We start from the raw sequence: 20,342 nt of genomic DNA, 5'->3' as shown, positions 1-20,342 counted from the left end.
GACAATATTAAGGAACTTAACTATGCCGACCACTGACCGTAATCAACCCCACACGCCTGGCACACCATCCGGGGCGGCCGGTAATTCGGATAAACTGCCGGGGATACGTCATATCATCGCCGTCGGAAGTGGCAAGGGCGGCGTCGGAAAATCCACGGTGAGTGTGAATTTAGCGCTGGCACTGCAGCAGCTTGGGGCGCGCGTCGGAATCGTAGACGCCGACATTCTTGGCCCTAGTATTCCCGGTATGCTCGGCATCGCAACCGGTGAGAAGCCAACGACGACCCAGAGTGGCAAGATGATCCCTGCGGAGGGGCATGGCCTGAAGGTAGTGTCGATGGCCATGCTCACCGAAGACGACCAACCGGCTGTTTTACGCGGACCGATGGTGGGGAAATACCTGAAAATGTTCGTCGACGGCGTGCAATGGGGATCGCTGGACTACCTGATTCTTGACCTTCCACCCGGCACCGGCGACGTCCAGTTGACGCTGGCACAGAGTATGCCGCTGTCGGGTGTGGTGATCGTAACAACACCTCAGGCCGTTAGCCTCAAGATCGCCCGCCGAGGCTTGCGGATGTTCGAGAAGGTGCAGGTCAAGATTCTTGGGCTCGTCGAAAACATGCGCACCTTTACCTGTCCTCACTGCGGGGAGAATACGGATATTTTCCGTCACGGCGGTGGCGAGCAGATGAGCGAAGAGCTTGGCGTCCCGTTTCTGGGTGCCTTACCTCTCGATGCCGATGTCGTTACCAGCGGTGATGAGGGTCGCCCGATAGTGGCACAGCAACCAGCGTCGGTCAGCGCCAAGGTGTATGCCACCATCGCCACGGCGCTTGTGGAGCAGCTCAACGGGTCGGTCACGGTGCTGAAGCCGTTTGTCTGGACGTGGGACAGCAACGAGGGCGCCCCTGACTGGACGGAAGATGCGGCACGGCCTGCTGGATCGCAGAACACCCCGATCGGTTTACTGCGTCGCGATCCGCGCACGTTATCCATCCTCTGGGAGGATGGTCATCGCGACGACTTTGACGTCCGCGATCTGCGCCTGGCCTGCCATTGCGCCCTTTGTGTCGAGGAAATGAGCGGGCGCAAGCTACTCGATCCTAAGACAATACGCCATGATGTGGCGCCGCGACAGATCGTGAGCATAGGTAACTATGCAATCAAGTTTGATTGGAACGACGGCCATAACAGCGGAATATATACGTTTAATAATCTGCGTATCTTAGGTTCGCGCGCCGCAGCAAGCGATATTGAAAATGTCTGATTTTTTACGGGCGGATCAGCCGGTCAGCATTCGCGCAGAGTCTTCGCTGGCCGACCCCGACACCTGTAAGTTCATTGTGAGCCGTAGTTTGCACCCCGGCGGCCCGTTCTTTTTTGGCAATAAAGAACGAGCCGTTGGCTCACCGCTCGGCGAGCAACTGTTTGCACTCCCGGGCGTGGCCAATCTGCTCATTGCCGATAACGTAGTGACCGTGTGCAAAGAGCCGGCCGCCTCGTGGTCAGGGTTGAAAGCGGACATCGGAATGGCTATCCGTACACAGTTGCGGACGGGCGTGCCGGCGATTCTGGAAATGCCGGTTCATAACGGCACGCAAGGGAGGTCCGATGTAGAGCTTATTGCGGCTGTTCAGGAGCTTCTGGACAAAGAGGTCAATCGCTCAATCGCGAACCACGGCGGAAAAATTTCCATTGTGGAGATCCGGCAAGGCAAGCTTTCCATTTTCATGAGCGGCGGCTGTCAGGGATGCGCTTCCTCTCAGGTAACGCTGAGGCAAGGGTTCGAAGTCATGCTTAAAAGAGTCGCCCCAGAAATCGAGGAAGTTATTGATGTAACTGACCACGCAGCGGGAAAGCAGCCTTTTTATCCGCGCCATCAGGAGCCCTTATGATAAAGCGCCCACCCCAGGAAACCGCCCCTATGGTGACGACCCTCGACGATCTCGCAACCTTGGCAAACTATTCGCTGATGGATTCCCTCAACTGCGACCCTGAGGCTAGGGTAAACGGAGACGATCACGCCCCGCGGCAAGTCTTCACGGGCCACTATGTGCCCGTCAAGCCTACGCCCATCGAAAATCCCGAGTATGTCGCCCACAGCCAAAACCTGTTTCGCGAACTGGGCTTCGCCGACAGCATGGCGCAAGCGACTGACTTCGTTCGCGTGTTCTCCGGCGACCTTGAGAACGTTCCGGAGCCGATGCGCAAGGTCGGGTGGGCGTGTGGCTATGCACTTTCCATCTACGGCACCGAATACACCCAACAGTGCCCGTTCCAAACCGGCAACGGTTACGGTGACGGTCGCGCGATTTCAGTGCTCGAAGCCGTTATCAACGGTCAGCGCTGGGAAATGCAGCTAAAAGGTGGTGGCCGGACGCCATACTGCCGTGGCGCCGACGGCCGTGCCGTTCTGCGGTCAAGTGTCCGCGAGTTCCTGGCGCAGGAGCACATGCACGCGCTTGGGGTGCCAACATCGCGTTCGCTGAGTTTGTACGTGTCGAAAACAGAGAAGGTCAGGCGGCCGTGGTACTCGGAAGGCTCACGCTCGAAGGATCCAGATACTCTGGTATCAGAGGCGGTTGCCATCTCGACGCGCGTCGCACCTTCGTTCATTAGGGTTGGTCAACTAGAGCTCTTCGGTCGCCGTGCTCGGAAGAAAGAACACCCGCAATCGATGGAAGAGCTTGAGAAAATTGTGTTGCACCTGATCGATCGTGAGTACGGTGACGTTATCGACCAGACCTTGCAAACCACCGAAAAAGTGGTGTTGCTTGCGCGCGAGTTTCTCAGCCGACTCACGTCACTTGTAGCGAACTGGATTCGCGTTGGCTACTGCCAGGGCAATTTCAACAGTGACAACTGCGCGGCCGGCGGCTTCACACTCGATTACGGCCCCTTCGGATTCTGCGATGTGTTTGATCCACAGTTCCAGCCATGGACGGGTGGGGGACATCACTTTTCGTTTCTGAACCAACCGATGGCGGCAGAACGTAATTTTCACACGTTTTGTTCGGCGTTACGCCCGCTGCTGACGGCGAACCAAGGCTGCCTGCTTCAGCTCGAAGAAATTCAACGTGATTTTTCAAAGGTAATGAACGCGCAGATGGAAAAGATGTGGGCTGCCAAACTCGGGCTTGCCACTTTTCACGCGGCGCTGTTCGGCGAGCTCGCAACGCTGATGGTGCAAACGCCTGTTGATTACACCCTGTTCTTCCGCCAGCTGTCGGCGGTGCCAGACGACATTAGTCCGCTCAAAAAAAGCTTCTACAACAGCTCAGCGCATGAATCAGGCCCCACAGGCATGGATCAACGCTGGTCGGAGTGGCTCAAAAAATGGAAATCGCTTGCCGGCATTGGCAGCGCGACCGGCGAAATTGCGACTCCGCCACGCTCTCGTGAGGAGCTTTCTAGCCAGATGAAACTCGTCAACCCGAAATACGTTTTGCGGGAGTGGTTTGTTGTGCCTGCGTATCAGCAAGCAGCTGTGGGAGATTACTCTTTGCTACGAGAGCTGCAAGAAGTCATGACTCAGCCGTACGCCGATCAATCGAAAGACGTGGAAGAGAAATACTATCGGCTGAAGCCGCTGGAGCTTTTTGAGGTTGGTGGATCGTCGTTTTATAGCTGTTCGTCGTAATTTTTTGAAAACCGAAAGTCACAAGCCGATTCAGGAGCCGCGGGCATGACGGATGAACTCAACAAGAAGAAGGCGTTTGTGACGTGGGAAGAATCGTTTGGGGGATTGCAAACGGATGCTCAGCAGGGCGACGCTCGCGCGCAACGTTTACTGGCCATGCGCTACCAGCGCGGCCGTGGCGTAATTAAAGACGAAGCCATCGCTTTTCATTGGATGCAGCTCGCCGCGCAACAAAATTTTGCGCTGGCGCAGCGAAGTCTGGGGGAATTCTACGAAAATGGGTTGGGTACTGAGTCGAACGTTAATCTGGCGTTTCATTGTTATTCCCTCGCAGCACTGCAAGGCGATCCTATCGCTACAAAACACTTGCACCGATTAGAACAGCCAACCACGTGATGTAAAAAGCAGTCAGTCCATCAGACAAGGCCCCATAACCACTGGGCACCGCGCTGTTTCTCAGTGACAGCTTGGTGCCCAGAGTCAAAGAAGAAGGCAACGTGGGCCTTAAGGTTCGCTCAGCGCGCTGACATGGTCGCGCCACTGGTCCATTAGCGCCTTCCATTCCATCTTGAACCAGGGGGTGTACCGGAATGGCGCGTCTTCGAGCTCGCGGGTCACTTCTTCCAAGGGGACCCAGCGACAGTCGGCAATTTCGTCCGGGTGCACCCGGACCTCTCCGCCCGATGCGCCGATATATACATGGCACAGTTCGTGTTCAGCACCACGATCGCCGAAGTCGGCCTGGTAGGTGAACTTGTAAACGAATTCCAGTGACGCTTCCAGCCCTAGTTCCTCGCGCAAACGACGGTGAAGCGCCTGGTCCATCGCTTCGCCGCGTCGCGGATGCGAACAGCAGCTGTTGGACCAGTAAAGTGGCCAGAGCCGCTTGCCTATGGCACGTTGCTGCAACAGAACCCGGCCCTGTTTGTCGAACAGGAAAATCGAAAACGCCCGGTGCAATATCCCATGGCCCTCGTGGCAGTCGCCCTTCGAGCGATAGCCAACTTCGTTGTCGCTCTCGTCAACGAGTATCAGCGGCTCGTCGTCGAACGATACTTTTTCGCACACATCTTCACTCATTTTTTGCCTTACCACCTACTGTAACTTGCATCGCCTGATGATCGGTTTCACGAACACCCAAGTCAATGGCATCTAGCTCTCAGGGCATTCACCCCGTCTGAAGCCACATGCAGGAAATCAGTCAGACCTTAAAATTGGCGAGTCGTCGTATGTTGGTTTGGTCGCCGGTGTGTTGGCGCCTGGTGACAATGAAATCCCCGGTGTTGAGCCAGGCTAGCGGAGTAAATTCTTGAAGACTGACAATATGCCTGGTTTCCCATGGAGAAACCAGGCATATTAAGCCAAACCTTTAAACGTAGAAGTCCAAATCTTCCTGGGCTTTCAGCAGATCCCGCATCTTGATAGGGTCATCACCTGCGAAAAAGATCAGGCCCCAATGAGTTCCGAAGGCTGACCGATCAGGAACGGTCTCTTCTTTAGGTGCAACCAATTCGTGAGACTCGAAGTAGGGATGTTCAATCGTCTCCTTGGGCATTTCCAGTTTGCTGACCACACGACGCCTTGGGTAAACACCAAAGCAGCCTGCATAGCATTTCGCATCTACCACTTCCCGCGGGAAAAAGGCATCCACTTCCTCTTTCGTGCTCTTGGGATCAAATACCAGCATTGAGGCTTGATAAGCGCTGAATCCGTAAGCTCGCTCTATCAGTTCGAACGCCTTAAAGCCGGGCGGCCGGTAAGCAACTTCGCCAAAGTACATCTCACCGTCAGCCGTTACGAAGTACTCGGGATGAATCAAACCGAATTGGATGTCGAAGGTTTTCACCAGCAACTCGATCTGCTTGGTGATCGCGTTGCGCCAGCTTTCCAGTTGCTCGGTAGCGGGAACAAACACCGAGTAACCCAGGGTTACGTATTCGGAAATATTAAGGAACTTGATCTTCCCGTCATGGATCCAGGCTTCGACGGCAAACTCCCAGCCATCAAGGTGACTTTCCATCAGCAGGGGATATTCTTCCGCCGGAATGTTATCGATCTCTTCAACCTTGCGGATCATCCTGTGACCAAGGCAACCGGCTTTGTCGAACGCCTTGACGTGAATGGGGTCATCCGGGTCACCGTCAAGCTTAAGCAGCGTCTGGTTGACGCGCTTCATGAAGCGAACGATATCTTCTTTATCGTGTGCTTCTTCAAAAATCCCGACGCGAATGCCACCAAGTTGAGCGCGGCGCTTCATCAGAGATTTGTCGCGGAACAAAATGGACTGTCCGAACATGCGCGGGCTGTTAAGCAAGACAGAGTTAATTGCACCAGACCATTCGACGGTCTCTTCGAACAGCGGTATTGCAACGTCAACACCTTCAGCCTGCAGTCTTTTTGCAATCTCCAGGGACCGATCATTCAAACGGAGAAAATCCCATGCAATGAAAGGGATCTTGTTTGCTGTACAAAAATCAGCAGCCCAATCTGGTGCAATTACGATGTAGCGGCGATCGAACTTTTGCGCGGCTTTAATCGCATTAACGCTCCAGCCAAGCAGGGCGATATAGCCTTTATTCGGGTCTTTCGGGGTTTCAGTACCTTTAACCGAGTCCATATCCGGGTCGAGCCAGGCTGATACCGCTTGGGATAGCTCTTTCTCAGATGTCATTGACATTCGATGTACTCCTTGATGATGTGTCTAAAAAATGTGCTGAATTTTAAGCTCAAAATGCAAGCTGAATTATCAGACATTTTCATTAATGGAGTGGGTTGAATGACCTGAAACCAAGCAAGACACTTAAATTGGGGACGTTCTTGCGGCGCAGTTAAAGCAATGTCATTAATCGCAACACTCGAGGTAAATATAGACGATTTGGTTACAAATTGATACAAAAGCTACCAGAATAGTTTGCTTCCGAAAGGCCTTAAGCGCATCTTTACGCGGTCGAAATAGCCTATTTAGCACGTAAGGAAAATATGGTGACTATTACCTGTTTTGATCCAGATACCAACGCCTTAGTGGCAAGTTTTGACAAAATGCTGGAACAGCTGGGGCTCTCACGCCAGACTGACCGAATGGCGTCAAACAGGGAAGTGCTGGCAGCAGCGCTTTACGTTATGGAAGCTCCCGAAGGGCTGGATGCGTTGTACGCCCGAGTGCCTGCAATGGAAGCCAATGGCGTATTTACCAACAGTGATTGGGGCCAACCAGCCATTCTGAGACCCGCGCTCGCCGTGCGCACCCTGCGCCAGGGAGCGCCGGATTACACTGCTATAGAGGCCCTGAGTGAGCTTCGTCTGCTGGCAGTGGCTATGGGTGACTACCGCCACCCAGGCATTTCTGCGGAGCAGGCCAAGAACTTTCTGACCCAAGTGACGGCATTGAATCTGGACTTGCTATCAGGACAGATGAACGAGGCCGATCGGGAACGGCCGCAGGGGCTAGGGCAAATCGTCAATTCGCTTTATCAGTATCTACTCAGCAGGTTGGGCTACGAAAGTATTCTCGACAGCCTGGTGGACGAGGTGCGCCGTTTGTTGGCCCAACGTCCGATCCAAACCGCCAGTATCAAGCAGATGGTCGGCCAGATCGCCAAATGCCTGTTTGATCCAAACATAGAAACGGAAGGAATGGATAAGGCCGCGCGCCTCGTCCGTGCTTTGTTCGGTCCTGCTATAGGTTGTCGTGATGACCCCGGCTTTGCGGTTTACGGCGAGCGCCTGGCTGTCATGGACGAACCGGCACTGTCTGCCGAAGCGCTGGGTTTTGCCAGAGCGATGCATGAAACGGGCATGGTCTCGCCGTATCACCCCCTCCTTTTACGACATCTGCGCGGGCTTCAAGATGACCTTATACCTTTGGCATTGGGCCTAAGCAGCACCGGTATCGATGTTCTTCAGTGCTACCAAGAAATTGTCTTCGAACTGATTGATCAGGTTATACACCCTGAAACTTGCCAGGCGGTGTACGGTCTGGCTATGTTTCTGGAACGTGGTGGTCTGTTTACACCTCCGGTAGCGGCGGGCCTGTGGCGACAACTCGAACTGAAACTTTGCCCGGCAGCAGCCAGTGCGCTGACCGAGGTTTTTGGCGATGCTCACCCCCCAAGGGTGTATTTACTCGCCGGTGTATTGAGTCTTCTTGGGCAACCGCTGGGTGTTGGCCAAGGGAATAACCCGACGTGTCAGTCGGTCATCGGTCTTTCGATGTGGGCCTTTAACGACGCCGATTTTCTATTACAATTGGTGGCCTGGGCGGCCCGTGACGACGACATCATCATGCGTTTCGAGGGAGAGCAAATCACCTCACAGCATTTGAAAGCAGGCCTTGCGAAAGAGCCTCCAACCGATGTAGACCCGGTTTCATTGATTCTGGTGCCTCATCTTGATCGAATCTATGCCGAGATGGGGCGCTTATGCGGCGAACGCGACGACGATTTGCACCGTTGGATCAACCCTGAAATGTACGGTTGGTGGGTAGGTCATGGATTTCTTAGTATTTTTGATCGCGAAACAGGAAAGATTCATGACTACCAGCACTTTATACGCCACTTTTATGCCTGCTATCACCCTTACTACAACGGCAATATACCCGTCATTCATCCGCAACCGGCTGGTATCGCCGTCACCGACAGTGGAGGGCGCCTCGTTGGACGCCATGCCATAACCATCATCCGCGTCAGCCTTGATCGCAATGGCGAGATGCGCATCTACTTTTATAACCCCAATAATGACAGCGGCCAGGATTGGGGGCAGGGGATTAACTGCTCAACTCAAAGCAATGGAGAATGGCATGGCGAAGCATCGCTGCTGTTCGCCGAATTTGCGTCACGTTTGTGCGTATTTCATTACGACTCGAGAGAATTGGGAGACATATCAGTCGTTCCGGACACAGACGTTGAACGCGCAATAGAACTCGGCCGCAGCAGTTGGGCTGCCGGTTATGAGTAAGATGTGGCACTCCCGTAAGGAGGAAGCTGCAGAAACGACGTCAGTTGCCATCCGCCGCCTCCGTATCAGTGATGTAAAATCTGCTCGAGGAACTGCTGGGTGCGTACTTCCTTGGGGTTCGAGAAGAACTCCTCCGGCGGCGCCAACTCCACAATCTCGCCCTGGTCCATGAAGATCACGCGGTCTGCTACAGTTTTAGCAAAACCCATTTCGTGGGTGACGCAGATCATGGTCATGCCACTGCCAGCAAGTTCAACCATTACATCCAGCACCTCTTTAATCATCTCCGGGTCCAGCGCTGAGGTGGGCTCGTCAAACAGCATGATTTTTGGTTTCATGCACAGTGCGCGGGCGATGGCAACCCGCTGTTGTTGGCCGCCGGAAAGCTGACCCGGGTATTTGTTCGCCTGCTCTGGAATCTTCACTCGATCCAGATATTCCATGGCGGTGGCGACGGCTTCTCGCTTGGGTACCTTACGCACCCACAGTGGCGCCAAACAACAGTTCTCCAAGACGGTCAGATGCGGAAATAGGTTGAAGTGCTGGAATACCATACCGACTTCCTTGCGCACGGTGTCGATCTGCTTCACGTCGTCGGTGAGCTCAACATCGTCTACAATAATCTGGCCACGCTGGTGTTCTTCCAGCCGGTTGATGCACCGAATAAATGTCGATTTGCCCGAACCGGAAGGTCCGCAAATAACGATCCGTTCACCTTCCTTTACGTCAAGGTTCAGGCCCTTGAGTACGTGAAAGGTGCCGTACCATTTATGCATATCTGCGACTTTGATAATGGTCTTGTCAGTGCGTTTGGTGAATTCAACCGGAGAGCTGCGCCCATCCTCCGGATCTTGTGTAGTGTTGTGCTCAGCCATGTTGGTGTCCCGTCAAGATTTATGACCAGTGTCGAGTTTTCGTTCAAGGTTCTGGCTGTACCGGGACATGCCGAAACAGAAAATCCAGAAACAGAAGGCCACAAAAACATAGCCTTCCGTGGTGACGTTACGCCAGGCCGGGTCAGTGATGGTCGACTGTACCGCCCCCAGAATATCGAACAGACCAATGATGAGGACCAGCGTAGTGTCTTTGAACAGAGAAATGAAAGTGTTGACGATACCGGGAATGACCAGTGTCAGTGCCTGCGGCAAGACTACTAGCCCAGTCTTGCGCCAGTAGCCTAGTCCAAGGGCGCTTGCAGCTTCATACTGGCCTTTTGGGATCGCCTGCAGGCCGCCTCTTACCACCTCTGCCATATAGGCCGATTGCCAGAGTGTAATACCAATCAGTGCCCGCATCAGCTTTTCGAAGTTGACCCCGTCCGGCAGGAATAAAGGCAGCATCACAGAAGCCATGAACAACACGGTAATCAAAGGCACGGCGCGCCAGACTTCAATGAAAACGACGCACATACCACGAATGATCGGCATGTCTGAGCGACGCCCAAGTGCCAGTACGATACCTATTGGCAAAGCGGCCAGAATGCCTACATAGGCAAGGATTAACGTCAGCATCAGGCCGCCCCATCGGCTGCTCTGAACTTCTTCCAGTCCAAACCAACCGCCGGGGATCAGGATGTACCCGATCAGCGGCAGGCCAGTCAGCCCGAAAATGCCAAACCACTTACGGCAAGGGAAGCGCTCGATGAACTGAGGGACGAAGGCTACCGCGAGCAGCCCGAACATGATGTCAACGCGCCATTGCAGGGCATCGGGATAAAATCCGTAGATAAAGAAGTTCAACCGCTGACCGATAAACAGCCAGCAAGCGCCTTCACCACTGCAGTCAGCGGCACTTTCACCGGTAAATGTCGCTTCAAGAATCACCCAGTTCAGCAGCGGCCCCACACTCGTAATCACCAAATAGGCGGCTACCAGTGTCAGCACGATGTTGTACCAGGTTGAGAACAGGTTTTTACGCACCCAGCCGATAACACCGATGTCCTGCCGGAGCGGTAATTCCGATGGAAGACTCATCATCGCTCCTGCAGCGCTACGGCGCGGTTATAGATGTTCATGAGACCGGAAATGATCAGGCTGATCGTGAGATATACAGCCATGGTGATGGCTACTACTTCAACCGCTTGTCCGGTCTGGTTAAGGGTAGTGCCCATAAATACCGCAACCAGGTCGGGATACGCGATCGCCGTTGCCAGCGAAGAGTTTTTTACAAGGTTCAGGTATTGGCTGGTCAAAGGCGGAATGATGACCCGCATGGCCTGTGGAATAACGACCAGCCGCAAGGTGAAACTGGACTTCAGACCAAGCGCACTGGCAGCTTCGGTCTGGCCACGGTCTACCGCCAGAATGCCGGACCGAACGATTTCCGCGATGAAGCTTGCAGTGTAGAGCGACAGGGCAATCCAGAGTGCTGCAAGCTCCGGCAGGATTGAGGCCCCACCGGTAAAGTTAAAACCGGTCAGTGCTGGCATTTCCCAAATCAGCGGCCTACCGACCAGCACAAACACCAGAAGCGGCAGAGCCAGAATTAGCCCCGCCCCGATCCGTAGGGCGGGAAACAACTGGCCAGTGCGGAGTTGGCGTTTCTTAGCCCAGCGGTGTACGAAAACCGCCGCGGCGACGCCCATAATCAACGCTGCCATTACCCAGCCGAATCCGGGTTCCGCACTCGCAGTCGGGAAGTAAAAGCCACGATTACTAAGAAAAAACATGTCAGCCACATCAATGCTTTGACGCGGGCTGGGAAGCGTTTGCAGCACCGCAAAGTACCAGAAGAAAATTTGCAGTAAGAGCGGAATATTCCGAATGGTTTCAATATAAACCAGCGCCAACTTGGCAATTAGCCAGTTGCTGGAAAGTCGTGCTACACCAACAACAAAACCAATGATCGTAGCCGCCACGACACCCATGGCCGACACAAGCAAGGTGTTAAGCAGACCCACAAAGAATGTACGACCATAGGTCATGGTGGAGTCGTAGGGAATCAGGCTCATGATGATGCCAAAGCCGGAAGTCTGGTCCAGGAAGCCGAAACCTGTGCTGATACCACGGCTTTCCATATTGCTCAGGGTGTTATGGAACAGTGTCCAGCCAAACCAGAAAACAGTCGCCAGCGCGAGGGTCTGAAATACAAACGTCCGTACCTTAGGGTTGTTCCAAGGCTTTGGCCGCGCGGCGTTTGAAGGAGTCATATTGGATTCGTTCATAGATTAACCCGAAAAACGCCCCTGGTTTTCAAGGGCCACTGAACGTCAAACATTCCGGTCACGCAGCAACCGGAATGTCATGGCTATCGGGTATTAACGAACCGGTGGCGCGTACATAATACCGCCGTTACTCCACAACGCGTTCAGACCACGGTCGAGCCCAAGCGGGGTGTCTGGTCCAACGTTACGATTGTACATTTCGCCGTAGTTACCGACGGTCTGGACGATCCGGAAACCAAAGTCAGCTGGTACGCCAAGCTTCTCGCCCATGTCGCCGGTGGTGCCGAGCAGACGCTGGATTTCAGGGTTCGTGGATGACTTCATCTCTGAAACGTTGGCTTGAGTGATGCCCAGTTCTTCAGCGTTGATCTGGACAAACAGCGTCCATTTTACAATATTGAACCATTGGTCATCGCCTTGGCGAACAACGGGGCCAAGAGGTTCCTTGGAGATAATGTTCGGCAGGATAATAGCGCTGCTGGGGTCTTCCAGCTTACTGCGCAAGGCGGCCAGTTGTGAACGGTCAGAGGTTAGAACATCACAACGGCCAGCAGCGAAACCACTGACCGTCTGTTCGGAGGTATCAAATACCAGAGGGTTGAACTTCATGCCCTTGGTGCGAAAATAGTCGGCCAGGTTAAGCTCAGTGGTGGTGCCGGCTTGGATACAGACGGTGGCACCGTCCAGTTGCTCGGCATTGTCTACGCCTAAGGCTTTACTGACCAGAAAACCTTGACCATCGTAGTAGTTGGTGCCAGCAAAATTAAGACCCAGGGATGCATCGCGGGTAAGTGTCCAGGTGGTGTTACGTGAAAGAATATCGATCTCACCAGACTGCAATGCGGTAAAGCGCTCTTTCGCCGTTAGTGGTGTGAATTGAGTTTTGTCGGCACTGCCAAAGACTGCGGCTGCTACGGCGCGGCAGGTGTCTACGTCGAGGCCAGTCCAGTTGCCGTTTTCATCTGGCTGGGAGAAACCCGGCAAGCCGGAAGTTACGCCACACTGCACATGCCCCCTTGATTTCACGTCATCCAGGGTTGCTGCCTGCAAACTGCCCGCCATCATAGTGCCGGCGAGGGTAGTTGCAATGGCGACCAGTAAAAGTTGTTTTTTCATTATTGCAAGTCTCCAAGGTTTCGTTAGGTACACAGCAAATGCGTCACAGCAAAGAATAAGCCAAATTTTTTAACATTATGATTATTATAGGAATAGTCTTTTATTCCTAAAAATGGCCGCTCATCTTTGCGTATGTCAGGCACAAAAAACGCAGCTTGTTGGTGCGCTCAAGATGGGCTCTGGTGCATTGGCTGCGTATTTCAACCTTAGAAGTAGAGTGTGCATTTAACAAGAATTTCATGTTATTCGGGGATATTTATTTTTGATTGCGACGCCTGCATTACGTCTGTAGGTATTTTATTACGATTCGAGCAGCTCATTCCAATTTTCGATGAGGGCTTCGTAGTCCGGATCGTCTTCAGAAAAACCGATTTCATCAAAGTTGACATAAAATCAAGAACGACCGAATCCAACGTCTGTAATGATCAAAGTGTGTCCAAAGTGAGAGGCACGCCGATTAAGCTGATCGAATAAAAGCTCACGGCCAGTAATCGCTAAGCGCTCGTCATAAAGGAAAATGACGAGACTGCCGACGCAGAAAAACAACGCCATTGCTGAGTTGCTATCGCACCGCTGGACGCCGGCGACCATTAGCAAGGTGTGATAACCAACCAATTATCATTAGTGACAGGGCAGAGGATTGTAGATACGCTTTTTGCTATGTCAGCGGACGTGCTGAAGCGTGCCACTGAAATCTGCATGATGCATGTCCCGCCACTTAGACACTAAACGAGTAGGTTTTATGCCGGCCACGATCGATAATCAAATCTCTTTTCTGAACGAGATAGACAAACTTAAGAATATTATTCGCAAGTCTCCTTTGACAGATCGGTCAAGGAGGGAAAATTCTGCTGAACATTCCTGGCATCTGGCGATGTACGCTCTGATACTTTCCGACCACTCCGATAGAGCGATCAACATGGATCGTGTAATACGAATGCTGTTGATTCATGACATTGTTGAAATCGATGCAGGCGACCATCCGCTTCATGAAACCGTTGATACAGATAAGCAAGATAAGTTAGAACGAGACGCTGCTGATCGAATATTCGGGTTATTACCGGAGTTTCAAGTGGAGAGTCTGCGAAATCTATGGATTGAGTTTGAAGCGGGAGAGTCAGATGACGCAATTTTTGCGAAGGCTCTTGATAGATTGCAGCCGTTGATACAAAACGTTGCTACTGGCGGTGGCACCTGGAACGAAGCGGCTGTAACGCACCAGCAAGTCCAAAAGAGGTACGGCATCACCATCCAGAAAGGCTCTACTGCGTTGTGGGAGCATGCGGGTAATTTGGTGAGCGACCACTTCAAAAACTAATAATATTGGGTGGTTTTGTCGAATGTACAACAACGCTAGGGATTATCGCTTTTCACGCTGAACTCGCGGTTATCACCCCAATAGAAAGCTGTGCGCTAAGACATGGTAATGCAGCACGTCATTGGGTTGATTTTCAAGAATTCGGTGCCGCTTCCTGTTCGAAGTGGCGGTTAATCACGGTTACTTTGACCAGGCCCATATGACGAGGGATTTTCAGGAGCTTTTCAGGCTGTCCCCATCGTCGTTCTAAGCGATCGTTCTCCGGTTATGAATTAAGCTGCACATAACCGGTGATGTGCTGTTTCAGCGTAAGCGTCTGAACTCAGGCTGTCAGTGACGCTAGGCATGGAAGCTGTAAAACTCCTATCTTGTGCCCCGCCTGTATTCGTCAGGCGTAACTCCCATTAACTTCTTGAACATTGCAATGAACGAAGATGCGCTGGCATAGCCTAAATCTAGAGCAATACTCTCTACCTTAATACCTGAGTCAAGACGCTTCATAGCTTCGACTGTTCTCAGCCTCTGACGCCACTCAGAGAGCGGCATCCCTAAATCCCTTTTTGCCCTTCGCATGACGGTTCTTTCGGTAGTATGGGATAGCCTCGCCAACTGAGCGAGAGATTGAGCATCGCCCGGATTTCGCTCAATGAAATCAAGAATTGGACCCAGTATCGGGTCAGCTGAGCCGGGCAGGTAACTCCCTGCACATTTTGCGGAGATGAGCTGGTCAACAAGCACCTGAAGCAAACGCTTGTCGGTCTGGGAATATGGGGACGATATCGAATGGCTCCTGAGGTGCACCAAGATGCTGCGAGTCAGCGGTGTGATTTCGAGGGCACAGGGCACCTTTGGTAGATCTTCTGTGATAGGCGCAGAGACGTACAGTGAGCAGTGGCTGGCCTCGTAACGATTCAATCCCTGATGCTCAATTTTGGGTGGGAGCCAGAGCCCGTATTGTGACGGAGCCAAGTAACTGTTTTTACCAATTTTTACCTCCATTACACCTATGTACGCGTATACAAATTCGCCCCAGTCGTGGGTGTGTATCGGATACTCTGAATCTGCAGGCATGTCGGCGGCTCTGAAAAATACTTTTTCTGGTAACGCGTCCTTGAAGGGCGGGGTTTGATGGTACTTTTTCGATGAAACCATGGGGGCTGTCAATTTCTCCGAAGATGTTGTCCATTTTAAGCTATATATTTAAGTTGCGACAGGAGGATAATGCCCCCAGTTTTTTAGTTAACTGGGGGTAATTGATGGAACAGGTGGAACAAAGGGAAGCACCAGATACTCGCGCATTCTGGCTGATGGCCTTGTTTTGCGTGATGCTTGGCATGCAACAAGTCGCCCTTAAAGCGGCGTCCGCGGACGTGGCCCCAATCCTCCAGATTGCGATCCGTTCAGGCATTGGAGCTATCCTGGTGTGGCTCTACATGCGGGTGCAACGGGAACATGTATCGCTTAATAGTGGAAACTGGAAGCCGGGCCTATGGGTGGGATTACTGTTTGCTCTTGAGTACTTGTTCCTGGGCGAGGCACTACGCTTCACGTCTGCTTCCCATGCCGTGGTATTTCTATACACCGCACCCGTATTTGCGGCTTTAATCCTTCATTTCCTGATTGCAACAGAGCGCATGAATCGTATGCAATGGAGTGGTATAGCATTGGGATTTTCAGGGACGGCTCTAGCCTTTCTCGGCAACAAATCCGGTTCGTCGCCAGACGGCCTTTCAGATATTCTTATCGGTGACGTACTAGCCATACTCGCGGGCGCTGCCTGGGGCGCAACCACTGTGGTGATTCGAACCTCCCGATTGTCCGAAGCATCGCCCCGAGAAACTCTGCTATATCAACTGTTGATGGCGTTTGTCCTGCTTTCAGTCGCCGCCTACGCAACAGACCAGCTTGGTTTCATTCCGAGTACGGTTGCTATTAGCAGCATTGCTTTTCAGGGTGTCTTTATCGCCTTTTTGGCTTTTCTGATCTGGTTCTGGTTGCTCCGGAATTATCACGCTTCGCCAATCGGCATTATGTCGTTTATGACTCCCATCTTTGGGGTTTTACTTGGTGCCTGGCTGTTATCCGAGCCGTTAGAACCGAGCTTTTTGGCGGGGAGTGCTCTGGTTATTGCGGGCGTGATTCTCGTCAGTGGTGAGAACCTCATCAGGAAATCTCTGAAACGACTCCTCTAAATTGAATCATTTCACTCCAAAGTTTAATCACCAATAAATTGTAAGTCTGAGCACTGTTCAGTATCACATTTAACATAATATACATTATGCGCAGTACAGACTAGAAGTAAGGATTTGTCTATTCACAGGCCAGCAGTGCAAGATGCACATTACCAAAGCCTCTTTTTCCCACTGGGACACGTTTCAGGAGTATTTCATAGCTATGCGTCATTTCTTGGCCGTCTCAATACTCTTGCTCGCAGGCTGCGCCTCCACGGGTAAAGTGCCGCCTTCAGGAGTCCAGTTCAGCCTCGATGGTTGTGCGCCGTTTTTAAACTGCGTATCAAGCACGTCCACAAATGGGCTTTATTCTGTGGAGCCTATCCGTTTGGCCGAACCACTGAGTCAGTCGTCCTGGGAGTTGATCAGAGCCGTGGCGATCGAACTGCCTGGCGCTTCGCTCAACAGTGCTCGATTTGGGTATGCGGATATCACCTGTCGCAGCGATTTGCTGGGTTTCCCGGATTACCTCGAGCTTCTGGTCGATTCAGACAAACAACAACTGGACGTCAGGTCTCAATCGCTTATCGGGTTTTACGATCTGGGAGTGAATCGGCGCAGAGTCGAGTTACTGAGGAGTCGTCTTATAGAGCGTGGCCTTGCCATCAACTGATGACGGTAACGTGAAGCCCAGCCACATTCGAGGAACGGCGTCGAAGGTTTCGAGCCAAACCTCTCCGAAGAGCCTACTCTATAATGTCCAATATTTAGGAGTATTGGACAAAATGGAAACCCGCTCACCAGTCGACCACATCAGATCTAGGATCAGACGACGCAAGCGCTTTTGGAATTCCGACCATTTATTCGGGTCTGCGTCTTCCTTAGCGACGCCCTCGGCCACTTGGAGACAGCGCGTCAGTAGCGAAGCAGCGTTACCATTCGCCTATTGTCTAGATCAAAAAGCTTATTGCTCCTCCTCCCACCGCCAATCGCGGACCTGCGGCATATCCTGACCATGGGTACAAATGAAGTGCTTGTGCTCGATGAGCGTGTCGCGCATCTGTTGTTTCAGATAGGCGCCCTTTGAGCCTAGGTTTGGCAGGCGATCGATCACGTCTTGCACCAGGTGAAAACGATCCAGCGAGTTCTGCACACGAACATCGAACGCAGTGGTGATGGTGCCCTCCTCGATATAACCACGAACGTGCAAATTGCGATTGGCACGACGGTAGGTCAGCCTGTGGATCACCCACGGATAACCGTGAAAAGCGAAAATGATGTGCTTGTCAGTCGTAAACAGCGAATTATAGTCGCGGTCATTCAGACCGTGCGGATGCTCGGATGCCGACTGCAGTTTCATCAGATCGACCACGTTGATTACGCGAATTTTCAGCTCCGGCAAATGAGCCCGCAGAATAGACACCGCCGCCAATGTTTCCATAGTTGGAGTATCGCCGCAGCAGGCCATCACTATGTCGGGTTCGCTGTCTTGGTCGTTGCCGGCCCATGGCCAGATGCCGATGCCCTGGGTGCAATGCACCACGGCCTGTTCCATCGTCAACCACTGTGGCATCGGGTGCTTGCCGGCGATCACAACGTTGACATACTGACGACTGCGCAGGCAGTGATCGAATACCGACAGCAAGCAGTTGGCATCGGGTGGCAAGTACACGCGCACGATGTCGGATTTTTTGCTGATCACATGATCAATAAAACCCGGATCCTGGTGAGTGAAGCCGTTGTGGTCCTGTTGCCAGACGTGCGATGTCAACAGGTAGTTAAGCGAGGCAATCGGCCGGCGCCACGGCAGTTCGCGGGTAACTTTCAGCCACTTGGCGTGCTGGCTGAACATGGAATCAACGATGCGAATGAACGCTTCGTAGCTGTGGAACAGGCCGTGCCGCCCGGTCAATAGATAGCCTTCTAGCCAGCCTTGGCATTGGTGCTCGCTGAGCATTGAATCAAGTACAGCGCCGTTCGGCGCCAGGAATTCGTCGGTGTCTTCGTAAATGGCATTCCACTGGCGATTGGTAACCTCGAACACAGCGCCCAGCCTGTTAGAAAGAGCCTCGTCCGGGCCGAAAATCCGGAAGTGCCGGTGATCGTCGTTCAGCTGCACAACATCACGTAGGAATTCGCCCAATACCATCGTGTCTTTGGCCTCTACGCAACCCGGCGCCGTCACCGCTACGGCATGGGCACGAAAGTCCGGCATGCGCAGGTCGCGCAGCAGCAACCCGCCATTGGCGTGGGGGTTAGCGCCCATGCGCCGCTCGCCTACTGGCGCAAGCTCGGCCAGTTCGGGCCGCAGGCGGCCTTTGTCGTCAAACAGCTCGTCTGGGCGATAGCTTTTCAGCCAGCTTTCGAGCTGCCCAATATGATCAGGATGGGCCGCGTCCACCAGAATCGGTACCTGATGGGATCGGAAGGTCCCCTCGTTTGGCAACCCGTCTACCTCTTTTGGCCCGGTCCAGCCCTTGGGCGAGCGCAGCACAATCATCGGCCAGCGCGGCCGAATGCCCTGCCCGGACTTCTTCGCCTCATGGCGGATGGTTTGTATGTCGGTCATCACTTGATCCAGCGTGGCCGCCATCTGTTGGTGCATGGTTGCCGGGTCGTCGCCCTCGACGAAATACGGCAACCAGCCACAGCCGCGGAAATACTGTTCCAGTTCGTCATGATTGATGCGCGCCAGCAAGGTCGGATTGCTGATCTTATAGCCATTGAGATGCAAGATCGGTAGCACCACCCCATCGCAGACCGGATTGAGCATCTTGTTAGAATGCCAGGCGGTTGCCAGCGGGCCGGTTTCGGCCTCGCCGTCGCCGACCACGCAGGCCACGATCAGATCTGGGTTATCAAACACCGCACCGAAGGCATGGCTAAGCGAGTAGCCCAGTTCGCCGCCCTCGTGGATCGAACCTGGCGTGGTCGGTGCCACGTGGCTGGAGATGCCGCCAGGCCAGGAAAATTCGGTGAACAACCGCTTCAGTCCTGCTTCGTCTTGAGGGACGTTGGGATACACCTCGCTCCAGGTACCCTCAAGATAAACGTTGCCCACTAACGCCGGCCCGCCGTGGCCAGGGCCTGCGATATACACCATGTTCAGATCGTATTGTTTGATGATCCGGTTCAAATGCACGTAGATGAAATTCTGGCCCGGCGTGGTGCCCCAGTGGCCCACGACCAGTGGCTTAACGTGCGCCAGCGCTAATGGCTCTTTCAGCAGCGGGTTGTCGCGTAAATACATCTGGCCCACAGACAGATAATTCGCCGCTCGCCAGTAAGCGTCCATGCGCTCGAGAATTTCTGTTGTCGGCACGTCCTGTTTTTTTTTCATCATTGCACGCTCCGCTGTACCGACGCCGCCAGGGCAGCGTGAACCAGTGCCATGCCATCCTGTAGCGGGTCTCTGAAACCAAAGGCCCCACCCGATTGATAATAGCCGCTGCGCGCCCAAACCCGGCAGGCCAGAGTCTGGTAAAGCAACCAGCCATTCGCCATGACGTTGGTCGCCGCATCAGGCGTATGCCCCCGGCCGGTAGACCCTCGACCCTATCGTCGACCTGACCCATGGCCGACAGGAACAGAACGGGCAGTTCCTTGTGCGCAGCCCGAAGTGCCTTGACCACAGAGAGATCGTCCATTCCCGCCATAATCCGATCAACAATGGCAATGTCGCAATCGTTATAAAGACAATAGCTCAACGCATCACGCCCATCCGTCACATGATCGACACTGTGGCCATGCTCGCCTAAACCGGCAATGAGGTATTCGGCCAGTTTCAGGTCATCTTCGGCCAACAGGATTTTCATAGGCGCCTCTGTTTTTCCTTCTAACACTAGGTCACGGCATCAGCGTGGGCCAGTCTGATCGCGATTCTTACGCAAACGTAAGATTGGGGCGAAGTTTCCGTCCGGTTGATGCGCTACAAAGGTTTTATCACCGATCATCGGACCGGCAAACGTCGGAGAACAT

General features: G+C 53.2%; 17 protein-coding genes. 8 read left to right on the top strand and 9 right to left on the bottom strand.

The genetic code is table 11. From position 1 onward, the window contains the following. Positions 1–22: 22 nt before the first annotated feature. The 4 genes from MIH19_RS22445 to MIH19_RS10475 are packed head-to-tail and all read left to right on the top strand — an operon-like array spanning position 23 to position 4,039. Positions 23–1,270 (top strand): P-loop NTPase, encoded by a 1,248-nt coding sequence (locus MIH19_RS22445; protein WP_283164113.1) that lies wholly within the window; start codon positions 23–25, stop codon positions 1,268–1,270. Next, a complete protein-coding gene (locus MIH19_RS10485) occupies positions 1,263–1,898 on the top strand; it encodes a NifU family protein (RefSeq protein WP_249008803.1) in 636 nt (211 codons plus the stop codon). The genes MIH19_RS22445 and MIH19_RS10485 overlap by 8 nt, the downstream gene beginning before the upstream one ends. Further along, positions 1,895–3,643: a protein adenylyltransferase SelO family protein gene (locus tag MIH19_RS10480; protein ID WP_249008802.1), complete on the top strand. Its 1,749-nt coding sequence runs from the start codon at positions 1,895–1,897 to the stop codon at positions 3,641–3,643. The genes MIH19_RS10485 and MIH19_RS10480 overlap by 4 nt, the downstream gene beginning before the upstream one ends. A gap of 45 nt (positions 3,644–3,688) precedes the next feature. Then, positions 3,689–4,039, top strand: a complete 351-nt coding sequence (locus tag MIH19_RS10475; protein WP_249008801.1) for a tetratricopeptide repeat protein — start codon at positions 3,689–3,691, stop codon at positions 4,037–4,039. Between the two features lie 108 nt (positions 4,040–4,147). On the opposite strand, the gene idi is transcribed toward MIH19_RS10475, so the two are convergent. Beyond that, positions 4,148–4,723 (bottom strand): isopentenyl-diphosphate Delta-isomerase, encoded by a 576-nt coding sequence (gene idi, locus MIH19_RS10470; protein ID WP_249008800.1) that lies wholly within the window; start codon positions 4,721–4,723, stop codon positions 4,148–4,150. Positions 4,724–5,012: 289 nt separating this feature from the next. Beyond that, on the bottom strand, positions 5,013–6,320 hold the full coding sequence (locus MIH19_RS10465; RefSeq protein ID WP_249008799.1) for a carboxylate--amine ligase: 1,308 nt from the start codon (positions 6,318–6,320) through the stop codon (positions 5,013–5,015). A gap of 302 nt (positions 6,321–6,622) precedes the next feature. On the opposite strand from MIH19_RS10465, the gene MIH19_RS10460 reads away from it, so the two are divergent. Then, positions 6,623–8,596 (top strand): hypothetical protein, encoded by a 1,974-nt coding sequence (locus MIH19_RS10460; RefSeq protein WP_249008798.1) that lies wholly within the window; start codon positions 6,623–6,625, stop codon positions 8,594–8,596. A gap of 65 nt (positions 8,597–8,661) precedes the next feature. On the opposite strand, the gene MIH19_RS10455 is transcribed toward MIH19_RS10460, so the two are convergent. From MIH19_RS10455 to MIH19_RS10440, 4 genes are all read right to left on the bottom strand, one after another. Continuing rightward, positions 8,662–9,372, bottom strand: coding sequence for an amino acid ABC transporter ATP-binding protein (locus tag MIH19_RS10455; RefSeq protein ID WP_283164117.1), 711 nt, complete (start codon positions 9,370–9,372; stop codon positions 8,662–8,664). Positions 9,373–9,483: 111 nt separating this feature from the next. After that, positions 9,484–10,569: an amino acid ABC transporter permease gene (locus MIH19_RS10450; protein ID WP_249008797.1), complete on the bottom strand. Its 1,086-nt coding sequence runs from the start codon at positions 10,567–10,569 to the stop codon at positions 9,484–9,486. Then, entirely contained in the window at positions 10,569–11,759 is a 1,191-nt protein-coding gene (locus tag MIH19_RS10445; RefSeq protein WP_249008796.1) for an amino acid ABC transporter permease, read from the bottom strand. The genes MIH19_RS10450 and MIH19_RS10445 overlap by 1 nt, the downstream gene beginning before the upstream one ends. A gap of 93 nt (positions 11,760–11,852) precedes the next feature. After that, complete coding sequence (locus MIH19_RS10440; protein WP_249008795.1) at positions 11,853–12,875, bottom strand: amino acid ABC transporter substrate-binding protein; 1,023 nt, start codon at positions 12,873–12,875, stop codon at positions 11,853–11,855. 742 nt (positions 12,876–13,617) lie between these two features. Between MIH19_RS10440 and MIH19_RS10435 the strand changes: the two genes are divergently transcribed. Further along, positions 13,618–14,193: an HD domain-containing protein gene (locus MIH19_RS10435; protein ID WP_249008794.1), complete on the top strand. Its 576-nt coding sequence runs from the start codon at positions 13,618–13,620 to the stop codon at positions 14,191–14,193. A gap of 363 nt (positions 14,194–14,556) precedes the next feature. On the opposite strand, the gene MIH19_RS10430 is transcribed toward MIH19_RS10435, so the two are convergent. After that, positions 14,557–15,345, bottom strand: coding sequence for a helix-turn-helix transcriptional regulator (locus MIH19_RS10430; protein ID WP_249008793.1), 789 nt, complete (start codon positions 15,343–15,345; stop codon positions 14,557–14,559). A gap of 104 nt (positions 15,346–15,449) precedes the next feature. Between MIH19_RS10430 and MIH19_RS10425 the strand changes: the two genes are divergently transcribed. Both MIH19_RS10425 and MIH19_RS10420 read left to right on the top strand, forming a co-directional pair. Continuing rightward, the gene (locus tag MIH19_RS10425; protein ID WP_249008792.1) at positions 15,450–16,385 is read left to right on the top strand and encodes a DMT family transporter; all 936 of its coding nucleotides are present in this window, start codon (positions 15,450–15,452) and stop codon (positions 16,383–16,385) included. A 142-nt stretch (positions 16,386–16,527) separates the two neighbouring features. Continuing rightward, positions 16,528–17,037: a DUF1499 domain-containing protein gene (locus MIH19_RS10420; protein WP_349292899.1), complete on the top strand. Its 510-nt coding sequence runs from the start codon at positions 16,528–16,530 to the stop codon at positions 17,035–17,037. A 291-nt stretch (positions 17,038–17,328) separates the two neighbouring features. Here the strand turns inward: MIH19_RS10420 and MIH19_RS10415 are convergent, their stop codons facing one another. Together MIH19_RS10415 and MIH19_RS10410 are read right to left on the bottom strand one after the other, a co-directional pair. Beyond that, a complete protein-coding gene (locus MIH19_RS10415) occupies positions 17,329–19,659 on the bottom strand; it encodes a phosphoketolase family protein (RefSeq protein ID WP_249008983.1) in 2,331 nt (776 codons plus the stop codon). Next, positions 19,559–20,179 (bottom strand): response regulator, encoded by a 621-nt coding sequence (locus tag MIH19_RS10410; protein ID WP_249008791.1) that lies wholly within the window; start codon positions 20,177–20,179, stop codon positions 19,559–19,561. The genes MIH19_RS10415 and MIH19_RS10410 overlap by 101 nt, the downstream gene beginning before the upstream one ends. Positions 20,180–20,342 lie beyond the last annotated feature (163 nt).

The organism is Marinobacter sp. M1C (assembly GCF_023314135.1).
In the GTDB taxonomy this organism is placed as follows: Bacteria; Pseudomonadota; Gammaproteobacteria; order Pseudomonadales; family Oleiphilaceae; genus Marinobacter.
The sequence above is the reverse complement of the archived record's forward strand: the minus strand, read 5'-3'. Positions and strand labels throughout refer to the sequence as shown.

Excerpts from the sequence above, each read along its gene's own strand:
- MIH19_RS10475 (WP_249008801.1), top strand. The coding sequence starts at position 3,689 with ATGACGGATGAACTCAACAAGAAGAAGGCGTTTGTGACGTGGGAAGAA.
- MIH19_RS10415 (WP_249008983.1), bottom strand. The coding sequence starts at position 19,659 with ATGGACGCTTACTGGCGAGCGGCGAATTATCTGTCTGTGGGCCAGATG.
- MIH19_RS10425 (WP_249008792.1), top strand. The coding sequence starts at position 15,450 with ATGGAACAGGTGGAACAAAGGGAAGCACCAGATACTCGCGCATTCTGG.
- MIH19_RS10410 (WP_249008791.1), bottom strand. The coding sequence starts at position 20,179 with ATGAAAATCCTGTTGGCCGAAGATGACCTGAAACTGGCCGAATACCTC.
- MIH19_RS10420 (WP_349292899.1), top strand. The coding sequence starts at position 16,528 with ATGCACATTACCAAAGCCTCTTTTTCCCACTGGGACACGTTTCAGGAG.
- MIH19_RS10465 (WP_249008799.1), bottom strand. The coding sequence starts at position 6,320 with ATGTCAATGACATCTGAGAAAGAGCTATCCCAAGCGGTATCAGCCTGG.
- MIH19_RS10440 (WP_249008795.1), bottom strand. The coding sequence starts at position 12,875 with ATGAAAAAACAACTTTTACTGGTCGCCATTGCAACTACCCTCGCCGGC.
- MIH19_RS10435 (WP_249008794.1), top strand. The coding sequence starts at position 13,618 with ATGCCGGCCACGATCGATAATCAAATCTCTTTTCTGAACGAGATAGAC.
- MIH19_RS10450 (WP_249008797.1), bottom strand. The coding sequence starts at position 10,569 with ATGAGTCTTCCATCGGAATTACCGCTCCGGCAGGACATCGGTGTTATC.
- MIH19_RS10460 (WP_249008798.1), top strand. The coding sequence starts at position 6,623 with ATGGTGACTATTACCTGTTTTGATCCAGATACCAACGCCTTAGTGGCA.
- MIH19_RS10455 (WP_283164117.1), bottom strand. The coding sequence starts at position 9,372 with ATGCATAAATGGTACGGCACCTTTCACGTACTCAAGGGCCTGAACCTT.
- MIH19_RS10480 (WP_249008802.1), top strand. The coding sequence starts at position 1,895 with ATGATAAAGCGCCCACCCCAGGAAACCGCCCCTATGGTGACGACCCTC.
- MIH19_RS10485 (WP_249008803.1), top strand. The coding sequence starts at position 1,263 with ATGTCTGATTTTTTACGGGCGGATCAGCCGGTCAGCATTCGCGCAGAG.
- MIH19_RS10430 (WP_249008793.1), bottom strand. The coding sequence starts at position 15,345 with ATGGTTTCATCGAAAAAGTACCATCAAACCCCGCCCTTCAAGGACGCG.
- idi (WP_249008800.1), bottom strand. The coding sequence starts at position 4,723 with ATGAGTGAAGATGTGTGCGAAAAAGTATCGTTCGACGACGAGCCGCTG.
- MIH19_RS22445 (WP_283164113.1), top strand. The coding sequence starts at position 23 with ATGCCGACCACTGACCGTAATCAACCCCACACGCCTGGCACACCATCC.
- MIH19_RS10445 (WP_249008796.1), bottom strand. The coding sequence starts at position 11,759 with ATGAACGAATCCAATATGACTCCTTCAAACGCCGCGCGGCCAAAGCCT.